The sequence below is a fragment of the Streptomyces sp. P13-3-3 genome (genome assembly GCF_050571355.1).
GTDB classification, from domain to species: domain Bacteria; phylum Actinomycetota; class Actinomycetes; order Streptomycetales; family Streptomycetaceae; genus Streptomyces; species Streptomyces althioticus.
Genome location: NZ_CP192228.1, coordinates 1,321,911 through 1,340,499, shown reverse-complemented (window position 1 = coordinate 1,340,499; position 18,589 = coordinate 1,321,911). Strand labels below are relative to the sequence as shown.

14 protein-coding genes are annotated in these 18,589 nt (G+C 74.4%); 3 read left to right on the top strand and 11 right to left on the bottom strand.

The genetic code is table 11. From position 1 onward, the window contains the following. Window positions 1-19: 19 nt before the first annotated feature. On the bottom strand, window positions 20-1,327 hold the full coding sequence (locus tag ACQZOG_RS06055; RefSeq protein ID WP_033275815.1) for a glucarate dehydratase family protein: 1,308 nt from the start codon (window positions 1,325-1,327) through the stop codon (window positions 20-22). A gap of 354 nt (window positions 1,328-1,681) precedes the next feature. Between ACQZOG_RS06055 and ACQZOG_RS06050 the strand changes: the two genes are divergently transcribed. After that, window positions 1,682-3,034 carry an MFS transporter gene (locus ACQZOG_RS06050; RefSeq protein ID WP_354792657.1) on the top strand — a complete coding sequence of 451 codons (1,353 nt, stop codon included), beginning with the start codon at window positions 1,682-1,684 and terminating at the stop codon, window positions 3,032-3,034. 279 nt (window positions 3,035-3,313) lie between these two features. Here the strand turns inward: ACQZOG_RS06050 and ACQZOG_RS06045 are convergent, their stop codons facing one another. From ACQZOG_RS06045 to hrcA, 8 genes are all read right to left on the bottom strand, one after another. After that, window positions 3,314-4,222 (bottom strand): ribonuclease Z, encoded by a 909-nt coding sequence (locus ACQZOG_RS06045; protein ID WP_354792658.1) that lies wholly within the window; start codon window positions 4,220-4,222, stop codon window positions 3,314-3,316. 6 nt (window positions 4,223-4,228) lie between these two features. Next, a complete protein-coding gene (locus ACQZOG_RS06040) occupies window positions 4,229-4,582 on the bottom strand; it encodes a histidine triad nucleotide-binding protein (RefSeq protein ID WP_037639428.1) in 354 nt (117 codons plus the stop codon). A 95-nt stretch (window positions 4,583-4,677) separates the two neighbouring features. Next, window positions 4,678-7,854: a S41 family peptidase gene (locus ACQZOG_RS06035; protein ID WP_380829111.1), complete on the bottom strand. Its 3,177-nt coding sequence runs from the start codon at window positions 7,852-7,854 to the stop codon at window positions 4,678-4,680. Between the two features lie 109 nt (window positions 7,855-7,963). Next, the gene (locus ACQZOG_RS06030; protein ID WP_203550870.1) at window positions 7,964-8,506 is read right to left on the bottom strand and encodes a hypothetical protein; all 543 of its coding nucleotides are present in this window, start codon (window positions 8,504-8,506) and stop codon (window positions 7,964-7,966) included. 114 nt (window positions 8,507-8,620) lie between these two features. Next, window positions 8,621-9,361 carry a 16S rRNA (uracil(1498)-N(3))-methyltransferase gene (locus ACQZOG_RS06025; RefSeq protein ID WP_430741349.1) on the bottom strand — a complete coding sequence of 247 codons (741 nt, stop codon included), beginning with the start codon at window positions 9,359-9,361 and terminating at the stop codon, window positions 8,621-8,623. After that, window positions 9,358-10,431: a nitronate monooxygenase gene (locus ACQZOG_RS06020; protein ID WP_033275822.1), complete on the bottom strand. Its 1,074-nt coding sequence runs from the start codon at window positions 10,429-10,431 to the stop codon at window positions 9,358-9,360. Before ACQZOG_RS06020 ends, ACQZOG_RS06025 begins: the two co-directional genes overlap by 4 nt. A gap of 547 nt (window positions 10,432-10,978) precedes the next feature. Continuing rightward, complete coding sequence (gene dnaJ / locus ACQZOG_RS06015; RefSeq protein ID WP_033275823.1) at window positions 10,979-12,118, bottom strand: molecular chaperone DnaJ; 1,140 nt, start codon at window positions 12,116-12,118, stop codon at window positions 10,979-10,981. After that, window positions 12,119-13,135: a heat-inducible transcriptional repressor HrcA gene (gene hrcA / locus ACQZOG_RS06010; RefSeq protein ID WP_033275824.1), complete on the bottom strand. Its 1,017-nt coding sequence runs from the start codon at window positions 13,133-13,135 to the stop codon at window positions 12,119-12,121. Between the two features lie 162 nt (window positions 13,136-13,297). Here hrcA and ACQZOG_RS06005 point away from each other — a divergent pair, with 162 nt between their 5' ends. Beyond that, the gene (locus tag ACQZOG_RS06005; protein WP_430741348.1) at window positions 13,298-14,026 is read left to right on the top strand and encodes an MBL fold metallo-hydrolase; all 729 of its coding nucleotides are present in this window, start codon (window positions 13,298-13,300) and stop codon (window positions 14,024-14,026) included. A gap of 34 nt (window positions 14,027-14,060) precedes the next feature. Beyond that, a complete protein-coding gene (locus ACQZOG_RS06000) occupies window positions 14,061-14,867 on the top strand; it encodes a DUF3097 domain-containing protein (protein ID WP_354792661.1) in 807 nt (268 codons plus the stop codon). A 199-nt stretch (window positions 14,868-15,066) separates the two neighbouring features. Here ACQZOG_RS06000 and hemW read toward each other — a convergent pair whose 3' ends face one another. Both hemW and ACQZOG_RS05990 read right to left on the bottom strand, forming a co-directional pair. Continuing rightward, complete coding sequence (gene hemW, locus ACQZOG_RS05995; protein ID WP_033275866.1) at window positions 15,067-16,299, bottom strand: radical SAM family heme chaperone HemW; 1,233 nt, start codon at window positions 16,297-16,299, stop codon at window positions 15,067-15,069. A gap of 71 nt (window positions 16,300-16,370) precedes the next feature. Beyond that, window positions 16,371-18,389 (bottom strand): SpoIIE family protein phosphatase, encoded by a 2,019-nt coding sequence (locus ACQZOG_RS05990; protein ID WP_382002063.1) that lies wholly within the window; start codon window positions 18,387-18,389, stop codon window positions 16,371-16,373. Window positions 18,390-18,589: the final 200 nt, after the last annotated feature.

The following is an 18,589-nucleotide window of genomic DNA, read 5'->3' as shown; positions in this document are numbered from 1 at the left end:
GTGCCGTGTGCCGGACCGGTCACCAGCGGGGCACGGTGGGCGGGACCCAGTCCGGGTCGGCGACCCGCATGGCGGCCGCGTCGTCGCGGTCGCGCAGGGCGCCGTCGTCGTCCAGCCACCGCCGGTGCAGGAACGCCAGCCGGTCGCGGTCGAGTTCCACGCCGAGTCCCGGCGCGTCGGACACGCGGACCGTGCCGTCCTCGAACGCCGGCCGCTCGGTGAGGACGTCCTCGGACTGCCACGGGTAGTGGGAGTCGCAGGCGTGGTGCAGGTTGGGCACGGTGGACGCGACGTGCGTCATCGCGGCGAGGCTGATGCCGAGATGGGTGTTGGAGTGCATGGAGACGCCCACGCCGAAGGTGCGGCAGATCGCCGCGAGGTGCTGGGTGTTGCGCAGTCCGCCCCAGTAGTGGTGGTCGGAGAGGACCACCTGCACGGCGTCCCGGGTGAACGCCTCCTTGATCTCGGCGAACGTCGTCACGCACATGTTGGTGGCGAGCGGCACGTGGGTGCCGGCCGCCACCTCCGCCATGGCCGGCGTACCGAGGGCGGGGTCCTCCAGGTACTCCAGGACGTCCCCGAGCTCCTTCGCGACCTTCAGCGAGGTCTCCACGGACCAGGCGCCGTTGGGGTCGAGGCGCAGCGGGTGGCCGGGGAAGGCGGCGGCGAGGGCGCGGACGGCGGCGATCTCCTCCTCGGGCGGGAAGACGCCGCCCTTGAGCTTGAACGAGGTGAAGCCGTACCGCTCGGTGAAGCGGCGGGCCTGCTCCACCACCCCGGCCGGGTCGACGGCCGCGCCCCAGTCGTCCTTCTCCGCCGTCACGCCCTCGGGGTGCTCGGCCCACTTGTAGAACAGGTACGCGCTGTACTCGACGGCGTCGCGCACCTTGCCGCCGAGCAGGGCGTGCACGGGCAGCCCCAGGCTCTTGCCGAGGGCGTCGAGGCAGGCGACCTCCAGGGCGGAGAGCACGGACAGCCGCAGCTTGTCCGCGGTCTGCACGCCGCGCAGTCCGCCCACGTCCACCTGCCCGGATACGCGGGCGGCGTCGACGGCGACCTCGTCGGCCTCGGCGAACAGCCGGTTCAGGTCGTCGACGCGGTGGCCGACGAGCCGGTCGGCCAGCGGGCGGGCCAGCTCCAGGTACTTGGTGTCGCCGTACGTCTCGCCGAGCCCGGTGATCCCGTCGGCGGTCACCACCTCCACGATCAGCCGGGGGGTGTACGGCTGGTGCACGCCCTGCGTGTTGAGCAGCGGCGGGTCGGCGACCAGGACCGGGGTGAGGCGGACCTCGGTGACGGTCAGGTCGCGGGAGGCGGATGCGGTCACGGGGCGGCTCCTTCGAGGGTGTCCACGAGGCGCGGTAGCCGTCGGGGCGGGGGTGCCTCCCATCCCCCTATGTAGACGGCATCCATGTATGAGAACGAAGGCTAGAGGGGCGAACCAGGGGCGTCAATGGGACCGACGAGCGGGGCCGCGCCGCAGGCCGGCCGGGCAAAAGCGCGCTGCTACCCACCCCTTCAAAACCCCAAACACAACAGTGACTTAGATCACACCTTCCTCACTCCCGTCGGGCTGCCCCCGCTTGATACAAATTGCCCGCGCGTTCTCGTCCGTCGACGGTCGTCGCCCCCACAACCTTCTTTCTTCGCACCGTCCCTTTCGCACGCCCTGGGAACGCCCGTGTACGCCCCTCGCACCACCCCCTGGCCCCTCGTCGCCCTTTTCACGGCCGGGTACCTCGCCCCGTATCTGCTGCCGACCACCGTCGGACGGCTGGAACGCGGCCTTGATCTGACGCCCACCCAGGCGGGGGGCGTCGGCAGTCTGCTGCTGCTCAGCTCGGCCACGGCCGGCTTCCTGCTGGCCTCCCGCGTCGAGCGGGCCGGCGCGCGCACCCTGGCCCGGCTGGGTCTCGTCCTCGCGGCCGTCGGCTACGGCGGGGCAGCGCTCACCACCTCCGTCCCGGCCGTCGTCGCCGGCGCCGTCGTCGGCGGGTTCGGGTCGGGCACGGCGACCACGGTCGCGGCGACCCGGATCGCCGCGGAGAAGGACCCCCACCGGGCGTCCACCCTGGGCCTGCTGAGCGTGTCCGCGCTGGCCGGCGTGGTCTATCTGACGGTGCCGCACCTGCCCGGGCACGGGCTCACCCTCGCGGCCATCGCCCTCACCGCGCTCGCGGTGTGGCCGCTGACGGCACGGCTGCCCGGGGGTACGGCCCGTACGGCGGCGCAGGCCGCGGTCGGGTCGGCGGAGGCCGACGGTTCGGGCGCCGGGCGTCTGCCGTACCGGCGTTCGGGCATGGTGCTGGCCGGGGCGATGCTGCTGTGGTCGCTCGCGCAGAACGCGCTGTGGGGCGTCAGCGGGCGCATCGGCGTCGGCCAGGCGCATCTGTCCGAGCCGGCCGTGGGCGTCGTCTTCGCGGTCGCGCTGGGCGCGGGACTGCTGGGCGTGCTGGGCGCGGGGGCGCTGGGCTCGCGGCTGGGGCGGGCGCTGCCCATCGGGGGCGGGACCGTCGTCATCGCCTGCTGCATCGCGCTGAGCGCTTCCGCGACGGGGCTGGGGAGCTTCGCCTTCGGCGAGATCGCCTGGAACACCTTCTATCCGGTGGTGCTGTCGTACCTGATCGGGCTGGCGGCCTCGCTGGACGCGCGGGGACGGTGGGCGGTGCTGGTCGGCTCCGCGTCCTCGCTGGGGACGGCGGCCGGGCCGCTCACCGGGAGTGTGCTGTCGGCGCAGGCCGGGTTCCCGGTGATGGGGGCGGTGCTGGCGGTGGGGTTGCTGCTGGTCGCCGTGCCGATGACAGGGGTCGCGCTGCACGCGGGCGGGCGGGCGCTGCTGCCGGGGGCTGTGCGGAGGCGGGGCGGACACCCCGCGGCTGTCGTCGCCGCGACGACGGGGACTCCGTCGGGGGCGGTGCCGGAGGTCGGCGCGCCGGAGCAGCCGGTTGTCGAGATCGCCCTCGACGGGGCGGCGGTGCCAGCGAGGGGCGAGTACGACACGGCGGCGGCCACGCAGGCACCGGGCGGATTGTGAGCCACGCAAGCGAAGGCGCCCTCCAGGGGCGCGGGGAACTGCGCGCCCAGCCACGCACGACCCGCACCCGGCGCTGCAGAGGTGCCGCTGCGCCCACCCGTGCCGCCCCTAGCGGCACGACTGCCCGCAGCTAGGGCGAAACACCCTCAAGGGGCGCGGGGAACTGCGCGCCCAGCCACCGACTACCCGCACCGGCGCTGCAGAGGTGCCGCCGCGCCCACCCGTGCCGCCCCAAGCGGCACGACTGCCCGCCGCGGCGGCGTGCTGGGCTGCCCGCAGCTACGCCCGCCGTTTGGGGAGGGGCACCCTCTGAAAGTCCCTCGCCACCGTCAGGTCCGCCTCGAAGCCCGCGGCCCGCGCCTCACGTTCGAAGGCGTCCGGATCCGAGTACCGCTGACTGAAGTGGGTCAGGACCAGGTGCCGAACCCCCGCTTCGCGGGCGACTCTCGCCGCCTGTCCCGCCGTCAGGTGGCCGAACTCCACCGCCAGCGACTCGTCCTCGTCGAGGAACGTCGACTCGATCACGAGCATGTCGCAGCCCTCGGCCAGCGCGTACACCCCGTCGCACAGCCGGGTGTCCATGACGAACGCGAACCGCTGTCCGCGCCGGACCTCGCTGACGTCCTCCAGGGCCACACCGTTCAGCGATCCCTCCCGCTGGAGGCGGCCCACGTCCGGGCCCTCGATGCCGTGCGCGGCGAGCCGGTCGGGCAGCATGCGGCGGCCGTCGGGTTCGACGATCCGGTAGCCGTACGCCTCGACCGGGTGGGACAGCCGGCGGGCCTCCAGCGTGTAGCCCGAGGTGCGGACGAGCGGTCCGTCGGTGTCGACGGGGGCCTCGACCAGGGCGACGGTCTCGCGGTAGGCGGTCGCGTAGCGCAGCCGGTCGAAGAACCGCTGTCCGGAGCGCGGGTAGTGCGCGCTCACCGGGTGCGGCACCTTGTCGAGGTTGATCCGCTGGATCACCCCGGCGAGCCCCAGCGAGTGGTCGCCGTGGAAGTGGGTGACGCAGATCCGGTCGATGTCGTGCGCGGCGACCCCGGCGCGCAGCATCTGCCGCTGCGTGCCCTCGCCGGGATCGAAGAGGAAGCCCTCGCCGTCCCAGCGCAGCAGGTAGCCGTTGTGGTTGCGGTGCCGGGTCGGGACCTGGCTGGCGGTGCCGAGCACCACCAGTTCACGGACGGACAACGCGGCCTAGCCGGGAGGCCACTCGAGACCGCGTCCGCCCAGGACGTGGGCGTGCGCGTGCCACACGGTCTGGCCGGCGCCGCTGCCCGTGTTGAACACGGTGCGGTAGCTCTCCAGCTTCTCCTGGTCCGCGACGGCCTGCGTCTCGCGCAGCACGTCCGCGGCGAGCTCGGGCGCCTCGGCGGCGAGCGCCGCGGCGTCCCGGTGGTGCGCCTTCGGGATCACCAGGACATGGGTGGGCGCCTGGGGGTTGATGTCACGGAACGCGACGGTGGTGTCCGTCTCCCGCACGATCGTCGCCGGGATGGTGCCCGCGACGATTTTGCAGAACAGACAGTCGTCCTGAGGTTCCCCTGCCATACGCCCTCCTCGGCCCGGCGATCTTCCCTACCCCGGCATGCTACCGACCCGGCCGCGGGCCGTCGTGCCGCGGCGGCACGACGGCCCGCGGCCGGTCACGACAGCTCCGGCGGCACCTTCGCCGGGGTCGTCCCCAGCGCCTCCAGCGCCAGCCGCACCGCCTCGTCGAGCTGGACGTCCCGCCCGGCCGCGTAGTCCTGCGGGCGCTGGACGACCTCGACGTCCGGGTCGACGCCGTGGTTCTCGACGTCCCAGCCGTAACCCTCGAGCCAGAAGGCGTACTTGGGCTGGGTGACGAGGGTGCCGTCGACGAGCCGGTAGCGGCTGTCGATGCCGATGACGCCGCCCCAGGTGCGGGTGCCGACGACGGGTCCGATGCCGAGCGCCTTGATCGCGGCGTTGACGATGTCGCCGTCGGAGCCGGAGAACTCGTTGGCGACGGCGACGACGGGTCCCCGGGGCGCGTCGCGCGGGTAGCTCTCGGCGCGCGCCCCGCGCGGCAGGTCCCAGCCGACGATCCGCCGGGCCAGCTTCTCCACCACGAGCTGCGAGGTGTGCCCGCCGCGGTTCTCCCGCACGTCCACGATCAGCCCCTCGCGCAGCACCTCCACGCGCAGGTCGCGGTGGATCTGCGCCCAGCCGGGCGCCTGCATGTCGGGGACGTGGATGTAGCCGAGCCGGCCGCCGGACTTCTCCAGCACGTACGCCCGCCGGTCGGCGACCCAGGCGTGGTAGCGCAGCGGCTCCTCGTCGGCGAGCGGGACGACGACGGCGTGCCGCGGCTCGCCCCCGCCGGCCGGTGACACGGTCAGCTCGACGGGCTTGCCGGCTGTCCCCACCAGCAGTGGCGCGGGTCCGGTGACCGGGTCGACGGGCTGTCCGGCGACGGCGACGATCGCGTCTCCGGGACGGATCGCGACGCCGGGCGCGGCGAGCGGGGAGCGGGCGTCCGGGTCGGAGGTCTCGGCGGGCAGGATGCGGTCCACCCGCCAACTGCCGTCCTCGTGCCGGGAGATGTCCGCGCCGAGGAGTCCCTGCCTGGCTCCGCCGCCGAGGCCGCCGCGCGGCATGACGTAGGCGTGCGAGGTGCCGAGTTCGCCGTGCACCTCCCACAGCAGGTCCACCAGGTCGTCGTGGGTGGCCAGCCGGTCCAGGACGGGCCGGTAGCGGTCCAGGACCCCGTCCCAGTCGACGCCGCTCATGTCGGGACGCCAGAAGTTGTCCCGCATGATGCGGCCGTTCTCGTCGAACATCTGCCGCCACTCGGCGGACGGGTCGACGAACTGGCGGACCCGGGCCAGGTCGACGGTGATGTTGGTGTCGCTGTCGTCGTCGGAGGAGGCGCGCCGGTCGCTCGGCACGACCTTGAGCCGCCCGTCGGTCCACAGCAGCACCCGCTTGCCGTCGCCGCTGACCTCGAAGTGTTCGGCGTCCACGGCGAGGTGCTCGAGGCGCTGCTGGGCGAGGTCGTAGCGCTCCAGGTCGGTCTTGGGGTCCGGGTCGTCGGGCGTGGCCCGGGACGCCCCGAGCACGCCGCGCACCGGGTGGCGCAGCCACAGCACGCCGTCCTTGGCGGCGCGCAGGTTGCTGTAGCGGGCGGCCTCGACCGGGAACGGCACGATGCGGTCGGCGAGCCCGTCGAGGTCGATGCGGGTGGTGGGGGTGCCCTCGCTGTCGGGGGTCTCGTCCCGGTCCGGGGTCTCGAAGGGCCGGCCGTGCCGCTGCGGCCCGAAGGGCGACGGCGTGGCCGCCGCGAGCGTGATCAGGTACGGCCGTACGCCCTCGACGAAGGCCAGGTCGAAGACGTGCTCGTCGTAGACCGGGTCGAAGGAGCGGGTGGACAGGAACGCGAGGTGCTTGCCGTCGAGGGTGAAGGCGGGCGCGTAGTCCTGGAAGCGCAGCGGGGTCGCCTCGGTGACCGACAGGTCGGTGGTGTTGGCGAGCTTGATCTGGCTGAGCGGGCGCGGGCCGGGGTGGGACCAGGCGAGCCAGCTGGAGTCGGGCGAGAAGACCAGTCCGGAGACGTCGCCGTCCTCGCTGCGGTCGACCTCGCGGACCTCGCCGGTCTCCCGCTCGACGAGCAGGAGACGGCCGTCGTGCGAGGCGATCGCGGCACGGCTGCCGTCGGGCGCCATCGCCAGGTCCACGACCCGGCCGAGCTGGCCCGCGGCCAGCCGGCGCGGGGTGGCGCCGGGGACCGGCCCGGTGGCGGGGGCGAACTCCAGGGCGTCGTCGCCCTCGGCGTCCGTCACCCACACCACCCATTCCTCGCCGTCCGCGCGGAAGGTGCGCGGGCGGCGGGCGCGGACGCCCGGGGTGGCGGCGAGGGCGCGGGCGGGGCCGGAGCGGTGGGTCACCCAGTGGACGGTGCCGCGTACGCAGACGGCGCTGCCGCGCGCGGTGTGGTCGGGGGACGCGGAGCCGAACCAGCGGGCCGCGTTCACCGGGAACGGCTGGAGGTCGACGCGCTGCCCGCCGAGCCGGACGTCGAGCCTGCGCGGCTCGGCGGCGTCGAGGTCGTCGAGGATCCACAGCTCGCCGGCGCTGGAGTACACGACCCGGGTGCCGTCGGTGGCGGCGTGGCGGGCGTAGAAACCGTCCAGAGGCGTGTGGCGGCGCAGGTCGGAGCCGTCGGCGAGGGAGGAGTACAGCGCGCCCGTGCCCTCGTGGTCGGAGAGGAACGCGACCCTCCCCCACTCTCGGCCGCGCTCGAGCGGGGGGACCCCCATCCCCACCCACAGCGGGTACTCGATGTTCCCGTCGAGGTCCTCGTGGAGCCGGACGAACTCGCCGTCGCCCTCCCGGTCGATCCACAGCTTGCCCGCGGTGCCGCCGCGGTACCGCTTCCAATGGGACGCGTCGCGGCCGCCGGCGGACAGCAGCACGGTGTGCGGGCCCGCGGCGACGTCGCCGACCGGCCCGTAGGGCAGGGTTTCGGCGGGTCCGCCGTCGAGCGGCACGGCGCGTGCCCAGGTGCGGCGCAGGCTGGCCTGGCCGTACGTGCTCAGGGCGAGGACCCGGCCGTCCGCGGTCCAGCCGCGGACCTGGGTCCTCGCGCTGCCCCAGTGGGTGAGCCGCCGGGCGCGGCCGCCGTCGACGGGGGCGACGTGCACCTCGGGCGCGCCGTCGCGGGTGGAGGTCCAGGCGACGGTGGTGCCGTCCGGGGAGATCCGTGGATGGTTCACCGGCACGTTGTCCGCGCTGACCCGCCAGGCGCGGCCGCCGTCGAGCGGGGCGATCCATACGTCGTCCTCGGCGGTGAAGGCGACCAACTCGCCGTGCAGGTGCGGGAAACGGAGGTATGCGCTGGATGCGACCGATGCAGGCTGTGTCACCCGATCACCCTATGGGCGCGCGTGCGGTCCGGCCAGAGGTTTCGGATCACTTGCCCTCGACGGGGCGACAGGACGGGTACTGGTCGCACCACACCGTCGTGGTGACGGTCACGGTGACCGTGGGCCGCGGCCCCTGCTGGGTGGGCTCGCCCACGCGGGGCGGGCTGTTGGAGTCGCAGTCGCCGAGGCCCTCGACGCGGAACACCTGCCGGCCGTCCACCTTCGCGGTGATGTCCCCGCGGACGCAGGCGTTGTTGACGGCGTGGGTGACCCGTCCGGTGACGGTGATCTCCTTGCCGCCCTCGGTCTCGCCCTCGCAGTCGACCGAGGCGGCGGTCTCCTCCGAGGCCGGCGACGCGGACCTGTCCCGGTCGCCGAAGGACGCGGTGCAGGTGAGCCAGCGGACCTTGTCCTTCTGGCGGTTGAGCTCCTTGGTCACGGTCCCGTCGGTGGTGAGCGCCACGGCGGCGGAGCTGAGGCCGCCGCCCTCGCAGGCGGTCACGCCGGTGACCGCGGCCACGGCGAACACGACGACGGCGGTGTGCCGTCGCCGACGCGGCCCTCCGCGGGCCCAGTTCATCGCCCCCATGCACGGCAGCGTGCCACTGCCGCTCCCGCGGCGGTAGGGCGCATCGGGCCACATGCGCCCCGAGAAAGCCCCTCCGGTGTTCGAGGAGCGGGGTCCGGGGCGAGCCCCGGGGCGTCAGGACCAGCGGCCGGTGCGGCCGAGCAGCAGCGCCGCCGCGGCGGTTCCGGCCGTGGACGTCCGCAGCACACTCCGCCCCAGGCGGTACGCCCGCGCCCCCACGCTCTCGAAGAGCGCCAACTCCTCGGGGGACACCCCGCCTTCAGGGCCGACGACCAGCACGATGTCACCGGCGTCCGGCAACGGAGCCGCGGCCAACGGCTCGGTCCCACTCTCGTGCAGCACCGCCGCGAACTCCGCTTCGGCGAGAAGTGAGGCAACCCCCTTGCTCGTCGCCGCGTCCGCGACCTCCGGGAACCGCACCCGGCGCGACTGCTTGCCCGCCTCCCGGGCCGTCGCCCGCCACTTGGCGAGGGCCTTGGCGCCCCGCTCGCCCTTCCACTGGGTGATGCAGCGCGAGGCCGACCAGGGCACGATCGCGTCGACGCCGACCTCGGTCATGGTCTCCACGGCCAGCTCGCCCCGGTCACCCTTGGGCAGCGCCTGCACGACGGTCAGCCGGGGCGTCTCCACCGGCTCCTCGACGACCTCGCCGAGCCGGACGATCAGCCGGTCCTTGCCCTCGGTGCCGTCCACCTCGCCCGCGGCCCAGCGGCCCGCGCCGTCGGTGAGGACGACCTCCTCACCGGCCCGCAGCCGCTTCACGGCGACGGCGTGCCGGCCCTCGGGGCCGTCCAGGACGTAGCGGCCGGTGCCGTGCGTGCCGAAGTCGTCGACGACGAAGACGGGGGCGGTCATCGGGCGCCTCCGGCCGACAACGCTGTCCGGGCGGCGGCCAGTTCGGCGGCCAGGACCTCCACGAGTTGTCCGGCGGGCAGTTCGCGGGCCATCCGGTGGCCCTGCCCCGCCCACAGCGCGAGCCCCTGCGCGTCCCCGGCCTTGGCGGCGGCCTTGCGCAGGGGCGCGGTGAGGTGGTGGACCTCCGGATAGGCGGCGGGCGCGTACGGTCCGTGCTCGCGCAGGAAGCGGTTGACCAGGGCGCGGGCCGGCCGGCCGGTGAACGCGCGGGTCAGCTCGGTGCGGGCGAAGAGGGGGTTCGTGAGGGCCTGCTTGTGCAGGGCGTGCGCGCCTGACTCGTGGGCGGCGACGAAGGCGGTGCCCAGCTGGGCCGCGCTCGCGCCGGCGGCGCACACGGCGGCGATCTGGCCGCCGCGCATGATGCCTCCGGCGGCGACGATCGGGATACCCACGGACTCGCGGACCTGGGCGACGAGGGACAGCAGTCCGATCCCGCTGCCGTCCGTCTCGGGGACGTCCCGGTGGGTGCCCTGGTGGCCGCCGGCCTCGACGCCCTGGGCGATCACCACGTCCGCGCCGGCCCGTTCCACGGCGCGCGCCTCCTCGGCGGTCGTCGCGGTGACGAAGGCGAGGGTGCCGACGCGGTGCAGCGAGTCGATCACCTCGCGGGCCGGCACGCCGAAGTGGAACGACACGACCGGCACGGGGTTGTCGAGCAGCACGGCGAGCTTGGCGTCGTAGCCGTCGTCGCCGCAGCTCTCGGGGTCGCCCAGCTCGGTCTCGTACCAGGAGGCCTCGCCGGCCAGCTGGTGGGCGTAGACGTCCACGGCGGCCGGGTCGGCCGTCTCGGGCTGGGGCAGGAAGAGGTTGACGCCGAAGGGGCGGGAGGTGAGTCCCCGCAGCTGCTTGATCTCCTGGTACATCCCGTCCGCGGTCTTGTACCCGGCGGCCAGGAAACCGAGCCCGCCCGCGTCGGACACGGCGGCGGCGAGCTGCGGCACCGATACGCCGCCCGCCATGGGCGCCTGCACGATCGGGTGCGGGAAGAGATCGGTCAGTACGGAGGACATGACCGCATGTTGTCACGTCCCCCGACCAACTCCGAATTGACCCTTCCCCTTGGCATAAGCCACTTTTCGCCGGGCCGCCGACCACGCCGGCGGCCCAGGACGAGGGTGGGGATCAACGCCCGTCGGGCGGCCGCTCAGTGCGCGCAGCCGCCCCCGGCGTCCAGCGCTCAACGCCCGTTGAACGCGTCCTTCAACCGCGAGAACAGCCCCTGCTGTCCCGGCTGACCGTGCTGACCCGGGGGCGACCCCCGAACCCCCGGCAGGAGAGCCCGGCGCCACCCGGCACCCAGCGATCAACGCCCGTTGAACGCATCCTTCAACCGCGAGAACAACCCCTGCTGCCCCGGCTGACCGTGCTGACCCGGGGACGACCCCCGGACCCCCGGCAGGAGGGCCCGGCCGCCACCCGGCGCCCAGCGCTCAACGCCCGTTGAACGCGTCCTTCAACCGCGAGAACAACCCCTGCTGCCCCGGCTGACCGTGCCGACCCGGGGGCGACCCCCGAACCCCCGGCAGGAGGGCCCGGCCGCCGCCCGGCGCCCAGCGCTCAGCGCCCGTTGAACGCGTCCTTCAACCGCGAGAACAGCCCCTGCTGCCCCGGCTGGAACTGCCCCGTGGGCCGTTCCTCGCCGCGCAGCTTGGCCAGCTCGCGGAGCAGGCGCTCCTGCTCCGGGTCCAGCTTGGTCGGGGTCTGCACCTCGACGTGCACGATGAGGTCGCCCCGGCCGCCGCCGCGCAGGTGGGTGACGCCCCGGCCGTGCAGCGGGATCGACTGGCCGGACTGGGTGCCGGGCCGGATGTCGACCTCCTCCAGGCCGTCCAGCGTCTCCAGCGGCACCTTGGTGCCGAGCGCCGCCGCCGTCATCGGCAGCGTGACCGTGCAGTGCAGGTCGTCGCCGCGCCGCTGGAACTGCGCGTGCGGCAGCTCGTGGATCTCGACGTACAGGTCGCCGGCGGGGCCGCCGCCGGGGCCGACCTCGCCCTCGCCCGCCAGCTGGATCCGCGTGCCGTTGTCGACACCGGCCGGGATCTTGACCGTGAGCGTGCGGCGGGAGCGGACCCGGCCGTCGCCCGCGCACTCCGGGCAGGGCGTGGGCACGACCGTGCCGAAGCCCTGGCACTGCGGGCAGGGGCGCGAGGTCATGACCTGGCCCAGGAAGGACCGGGTGACCTGCGAGACCTCACCGCGACCGCGGCACATGTCACAGGTCTGCGCGGTGGTGCCGGGCGCGGCGCCCTCGCCGCTGCACGTGGTGCAGACGACGGCCGTGTCGACCTGGATGTCCTTGGTCGTGCCGAAGGCGGCCTCGTCCAGCTCCACCTCGATCCGGATCATCGCGTCCTGGCCGCGGCGGGTGCGCGAGCGCGGCCCGCGCTGCGACGCCGTGCCGAAGAACGCGTCCATGATGTCGGAGAAGTTGCCGAAGCCCCCGGCCCCGAAGCCGCCCGCGCCGCCGGCGCCGCCGGCCTGCGAGAGCGGGTCGCCGCCGAGGTCGTAGACCTGCTTCTTCTGCGGGTCCGACAACACCTCGTAGGCGGCGTTGATCTCCTTGAACCGCTCCTGGGTCTTCGGATCCGGATTGACGTCCGGATGCAGCTCGCGGGCGAGCCGCCGGAAGGCCTTCTTGATCTCTTCCTGCGACGCGTCGCGGCGTACGCCGAGTACGGCGTAGTAGTCCGTGGCCACCTATGACTCCGCCAGGATCTGTCCGACGTACCGTGCCACTGCGCGTACCGCTCCCATCGTTCCGGGGTAGTCCATGCGGGTCGGTCCGACCACGCCGAGCTTGGCGACAGCCTCGCCGCCCGAACCGTAGCCGACCGACACGACGGACGTGGAGTTGAGTCCTTCGTGGGCGTTCTCGTGACCGATCCGTACGGTCACACCCGGATCCTGCGCCTCGCCGAGCAGCTTGAGGAGCACGACCTGCTCCTCAAGCGCCTCCAGGACGGGCCGGATCGTGAGGGGGAAGTCGTGTCCGAAGCGGGTGAGGTTGGCGGTACCGCCGATCATCAGCCGCTCCTCGTTCTCCTCGACGAGCGTCTCCAGGAGGGTGGAGAGCACCGTGGAGACCGTACCGCGGTCGTCGGCCTCGAAGGCCTCCGGGAGGTCCTCCACCAGACCGGGCACATCGGTGAACCGGCGGCCCGCGACCCGGCTGTTGAGCCGCGCCCGCAGGTCGGCCAGGGACGCCTCCCCGAACGGCGCCGGGCAGTCGACCATCCGCTGCTCGACCCGGCCGGTGTCGGTGATCAGCACCAGCATCAGCCGCGCCGGGGCGAGGGCCAGCAGCTCCACGTGCCGCACCGTCGAACGGGTCAGCGACGGGTACTGCACCACGGCGACCTGCCGGGTGAGCTGCGCGAGCAGCCGCACCGTGCGGGCCACGACGTCGTCGAGGTCGACGGCGCCCTCGAGGAAGTTCTGGATGGCCCGCCGCTCGGGCGGGCTCATCGGCTTGACGCCGGCCAGCTTGTCGACGAACAGCCGGTAGCCCTTGTCGGTGGGGATGCGCCCGGCGCTGGTGTGAGGCTGGGCGATGAAGCCCTCCTCCTCCAGGGCCGCCATGTCGTTGCGCACGGTGGCCGGGGAGACGCCGAGGTTGTGCCGCTCGGTGAGGGCCTTCGACCCGACGGGCTCCTCGGTGCCGACGTAGTCCTGGACGATCGCGCGCAACACCTGGAGCCTGCGTTCACTGAGCATCGCGCACACCTCCAGCTGGCTTCCGCCCGGTAACGGCCCTGGCACTCTTCGCACGCGAGTGCCAGACTTCCCCGGCCCAGTGTACGGCCGGGGGGTACGACGTCGGCAAGGCCGGTCCGCGCGGTGGTGCCGGGTGACGTCCTCCCCGCTAGCGTCCCGGTCATGACCGTGACTTGGGAAGAGTCGGGATGGGAGCAACTGGCGCCGGGGGTCGGGCGGCGCCGGCTTCCGGGGTGGGACTGCACCGCGGGGCTCGTGCTGGGCGCGGACGGCGTCCTGGCCGTCGACGCGGGCTCGTCCCTCGCCGAGGGCGCGCGGTTGCGGACCGGGGCGCGGGAGCTGACCGGCCGCCGTGTGACACATCTCGCGCTCACCCATCCCCACTTCGACCACGTCCTGGGGGCGCCGGCGTTCGCGGACGCGGAGGTGTACGGCGCGGTCGGCCTGAACGTGGCGCTCGCCGGGCGGGGGCGGGAGGAGCTGCGGGCGGACGCGGTGCGCTGGGGCCTCGACCCGGCGGCGGCCGAGGAGGCGGTGGCGGCGCTGGTCCCGCCCCGGCACGCGGTGTCCAGCGAGTGGACGCTGGACCTGGGTGGCGGCCGCCGGGCGCTGCTGGCGAACGTGGGGCCCGGTCACACCGCGTACGACCTGGCGGTGCTGGTGCCCGGCGACCCCGAGGTGGTGTTCTGCGGCGACCTGGTCGAGGAGTCGGACGAGCCGCAGGCGGGCCCGGACGCCGTGCCGTCCCGCTGGCCGGCCGCGCTGGACCGGCTGCTGCGGCTGGGCGGCGAGGACGCGGTGTACGTCCCCGGCCACGGCGCGGCGGTCGACGCTGCGTTCGTACGGGCCCAGCGGGACGCGCTGGCGGCGCGGTTCGGCGTGTCGGAGTGATCACCGCACGGGTGTTCCTCGTATCGTCGGCAGAATGCGCCAGTACTCCGCCGATCTGACCCCTCCGTGGAAGAAGCCGCAGTCCGTCCCCGAGGTGCCGGCCGAGCCGGGCCTCGTGGTGGAGGAGCCCGGCACCGGGTTCTGCGGCGCGGTGATCCGCTGCGAGGCCGGCACGGTGACCCTGGAGGACCGCTTCGGCAAGCACCGGGTGTTCCCGCTGGAGCCGCGCGGTTTCCTGCTGGAGGGCCGCGTGGTCACCCTGGTCCGCCCCTCCTCCGGCCCGGCCCGCCCCACCCGCACGGCGTCCGGCTCGGTCGCCGTCCCCGGCGCGCGGCCGCGCGTGGCCCGCGCGGGGCGCATCTACGTCGAGGGCCGGCACGACGCCGAGCTGGTCGAGAAGGTGTGGGGCGACGACCTGCGGATCGAGGGGGTGGTCGTGGAGTACCTGGAGGGCGTGGACGACCTCCCGTCGATCGTCGACGCCTTCGCGCCCGGGCCCGACGCGCGGCTCGGGGTGCTGGTGGACCACCTGGTGCCCGGCACCAAGGAGTGGCGGATCGCCCAGGGGGTGACGAGCGAGCACGCGCTGGTGGTGGGGCATCCGTACATCGACATCTGGGAGGCCGTGAAGCCGGCGTCGGTGGGGATCGAGGCGTGGCCTCGGGTGCCGCGGGGGGTGGACTGGAAGACGGGGGTGTGCGAGGCGCTGGGGTGGCGGGTCGCGAACACGGGCGAGGCGTGGAAACGGATTCTGGACTCCGTCCACTCGTACAAGGATCTTGAGCCTCAGCTCCTGGGACGGGTGGAGGAACTGATCGACTTCGTGACGGCCCCGTCGTAAGGACCGGTTTCCTCGCCCCCGCCGCCCCTTCCCGTCCCGTCGGGGGCTGCGCCCCCAGACCCCCCTTGTCGGCCCTGGCGGGCCTCGTCCTCAAACGCCGGACGGGCTGAAATCAGCCCCTCCGGCGTTTGAGGAGCGGGGTCCGGGGCGGAGCCCCGGGTCGGGTACGGGAAGGGGCGGCGGGGGCGAAACCCTCTGGTCAGTCGACCAGGTCGCGGACCACCGCGTCCGCCAGCAGCCGCCCCCGCAGGGTGAGGGCCGCACGGCCCTCCGCGAAGGGCTCGGGGCGGAGCAGGCCGTCAGACAGCGCGCGGTCGGCCGCCGCACGCCCCTCCTCCCGGAGTAGATCCAACGGCACCCCGTCCAGAAGCCGCAGCTCCAGCAGAATCCGCTCCACCCGCCGGTCCTCGACCGACAGCACCTCCCGCCCGGCCCCCGGCGACCTCCCCTCCGCCAGCGCCGCCGCATACGCACCGGGGTGCTTGACGTTCCACCACCGCACCCCACCGACGTGGGAGTGGGCTCCCGGCCCGGCCCCCCACCAGTCCGCACCCCGCCAGTACAGCTCGTTGTGCAGGCAGCGCGACGCCTCCGAGGTCGCCCAGTTCGACACCTCGTACCAGGAGAAGCCCGCCCGCGACAGCATCTCCTCGGCGATGAGGTACCGGTCCGCGTGGACGTCGTCGTCCGTCATCGGCACCTCCCCCCGCCGGATCCGCCGGGCCAGCTGTGTGCCCTCCTCGACGATCAGCGCGTACGCGCTGACATGGTCGGGCCCCGCCCCGATCGCCGCGTCCAGCGAGGCGCGCCAGTCGTCGTCCGACTCCCCGGGCGTGCCGTAGATCAGGTCCAGATTGACGTGGTCGAACCCGGCCGCCCGCGCCTCGGCGACGCACGCCTCGGGCCGGCCGGGGGTGTGCGTGCGGTCGAGGATCTTCAGTACGTGCTGCCGGGCGCTCTGCATGCCGAAGGAGATCCGGTTGAAGCCGCCGGCCCGCAGCTCGGCGAGGTAGGCGGGGTCGACGGACTCGGGGTTGGCCTCCGTCGTGACCTCGGCGTCCGGCGCCAGCCCGAACTCCTCGCGGATCGCGCCCAGCATCCGTACCAGGTCGCCGGCGGCGAGCAGGGTGGGCGTGCCTCCGCCGACGAACACCGTGCGGACCGGCCGCGGGTCGTCGCCGAGCACCTTGCGGGCCAGCCGGATCTCGTCGACGAGGGTCTCGGCGTAGTTGTCGCGGGAGGCCAGCACGCCGCCGGTGCCGCGCAGCTCGGTCGCGGTGTAGGTGTTGAAGTCGCAGTAGCCGCAGCGGGTCGCGCAGTACGGGACGTGCAGGTAGAACCCGAGGGGGCGGTCGGCCGCCCCGGCGAGCGCGGACGCGGGCAGCGCGCCGTCGGCGGGGACGGGCTCGCCGTCGGGGAGTGCGGAAGGCATGTGCTCCATTGTCCCGCACCGCGCACGATCCCCTTCCGCCCACCTGTAGGGCCGCACTCGGCTGTACGGCCTCACTCGGCCTGGAGCACCAGCAGGGCCATGTCGTCCGCCGGGGGCCGCGCGTCGAACTCGTGCACGAGCTGGGTGATCCGGTCCGCTATCGCCCCGGCCTCCATCCCGGCGCAGCCCGCGAGCGCCCGGGCCAGTCCGTCCCCGTCGTCGAACTGCCGGGATCCGGAGCGCCGCTCGGTGACCCCGTCGGTGACGCAGAGCAGGCTGTCGCCGGAGTACATCTCGAAGGTCTCGCCGGTGTACCCGGCGTCCTCGACCACCCCGAGCAGCGTCTGCGGCTGGGCGACGGCCCGGACACCGCCCTCGGGGTCGAGGAGCAGCGGGAGGGGGTGGCCGGCGGAGGCGAGGGTGCAGCGGACGCCGCCCTCGAAGGGCACGAGCTCGCCGTAGAGGAGGGACAGGAAGCGGGTCTGGGGGCCGTCGCCGGGGGCGGCGGGGCGCGCCCCGGCCGCCACCAGCGCGCGGGCGGCGGCGTCCGCGGCCTCGGTGGCGTCGTCGAGGAGGAGCTGGTTGAGCCGGTCGAGGACGTCGGCGACGCGGTAGCCCTCGCGGGCGAGCAGCCGCAGCCAGGGGCGGACCAGGCCGATGACGACGGCCGCCTCGGGCCCCTTGCCCTGGACGTCGCCGACGGCGAAGCACCAGCGTCCGTGGCCGGCCGGGAAGAGGTCGTAGAAGTCGCCGCTGGGGCCTCCCTTGTCGCACGGTTCGTGGACGAGGGCGCTGCGCACGCCGGGGATCTCGGCGACGGCGCCGGGCAGCAGGCCCCGCTGGAGCACGGCGCTGATGGTGGCCTGGCGGGCGTACTGCCGGGCGGCCCCGATGGCGAGCGCGACGCGCCGGCCCAGGTCCTCCACGAGCCCGGTGATCTCGTCGGGGAAGCGGTCGATGCCGCCGCGCCCGATCACCAGCGTGCCGAGCGGCCGGCCCCCGGCGACGAGCCGGTACGCGAGCGCGGCCCCGGTGCCCTCGGCGCCGTCGGCCGCCTCGGTGTCCCCGGTCTCCGCGGCGGCGTCGTGGACCGGCCACGGGTACGGCACGGGCCCGGTGCCGAGCGGGTCGTCGGAGTGGGGCGGCGGGGTGCGTTCGAGCGCCCGGCTCAGCTCCTCCACCAGATGCTCGCCGGCGTGCCAGACGCGGGCGAGGCGGCCTCCCGTGCCGGGCCGGCCGCCGTGCGCGGTGGCCTCGTCCTCCAGCCAGACCGCGCACCAGTCGGCGAGCCGCGGCACGATCAGCTGGCCGGTGAGGGAGGCGACGAGGTCCTCGTCCAGCTGTCCGGCGAGCAGGTCGGACGCCTCGGCGAGGAAGGACAGCGCGCCCCGGCCCAGCCAGGCGCCGTCGCGTCCGGGGCGGCGGGCCAGCCAGTCGTCGCCGTAGGAGGCGGCACGCCAGGCGTCCCGGGGGCCGTCACGCGGGCCCTCCCGGGGTCCGTCGTGGCCGCGCGGGGCGAGCGGGTCGGAGGCGAGGAGAGCGGCGGCGCGCAGGTCCCGCGCCGGGGCGCGCTCCCCGGCGTACGCGGCGGGCGGGCCGGCGGGCGCCTCCTCCCGCGTCGGCAGCCGCGCCCACACGGTCTTGCTGCCCGCGCGGTAGGTGACGCCCCAAGACTCGGCGAGGGCGGCGACCAGGCGCAGGCCGCGCCCGTACTCGGGGATGTCGTGCGCCGGCGCCTCCGCGGCGTCGTCGCGCGGCGCGCGGGAGGGGTGCCGGTCGGCGACCTCGACGACGAGCGCGCCGGTGTCCTCCTCCAGCCGGCAGGTCAGGTGCACGTCGGTGCCGGCGTGCACGACCGCGTTGGTGACCAGCTCGCTGGCGACCAGGGCGGCGTCGTCGCCGACGCGGCCGGTGAGGAGGTCGGCGCCGTCCGCCGAGGACTGCGCCCACTCGGTGAGCGCCTTGCGCAGCATCGCGCGTGCCGAGCCCGGCGCGAGGGGGCTTCCGGACAGCGTCGCCTCCACCCGCGTGCGCCCCCGCACGTCGGAGGCGCACGAGGTGGTCTCCCGTTGGGTCGGAATGGCCCGCATGGGCAGCTCCCCGGGCAGTTCGTACGAAGAGAACTCGATCGCTTGCCGACAGGGTGACAGAACGGACCCGCCCATAAGCGTGGAGTCACGAAAGTGGATCGCTTGTCGGGGGAACAGTGCTACACGTTCGGTCGAGAACGGCGCCGCGACCGCTCGTTTCCGGTCACCCGGGGACGAGAAGTGGCGGGCCCGCGCCGCTC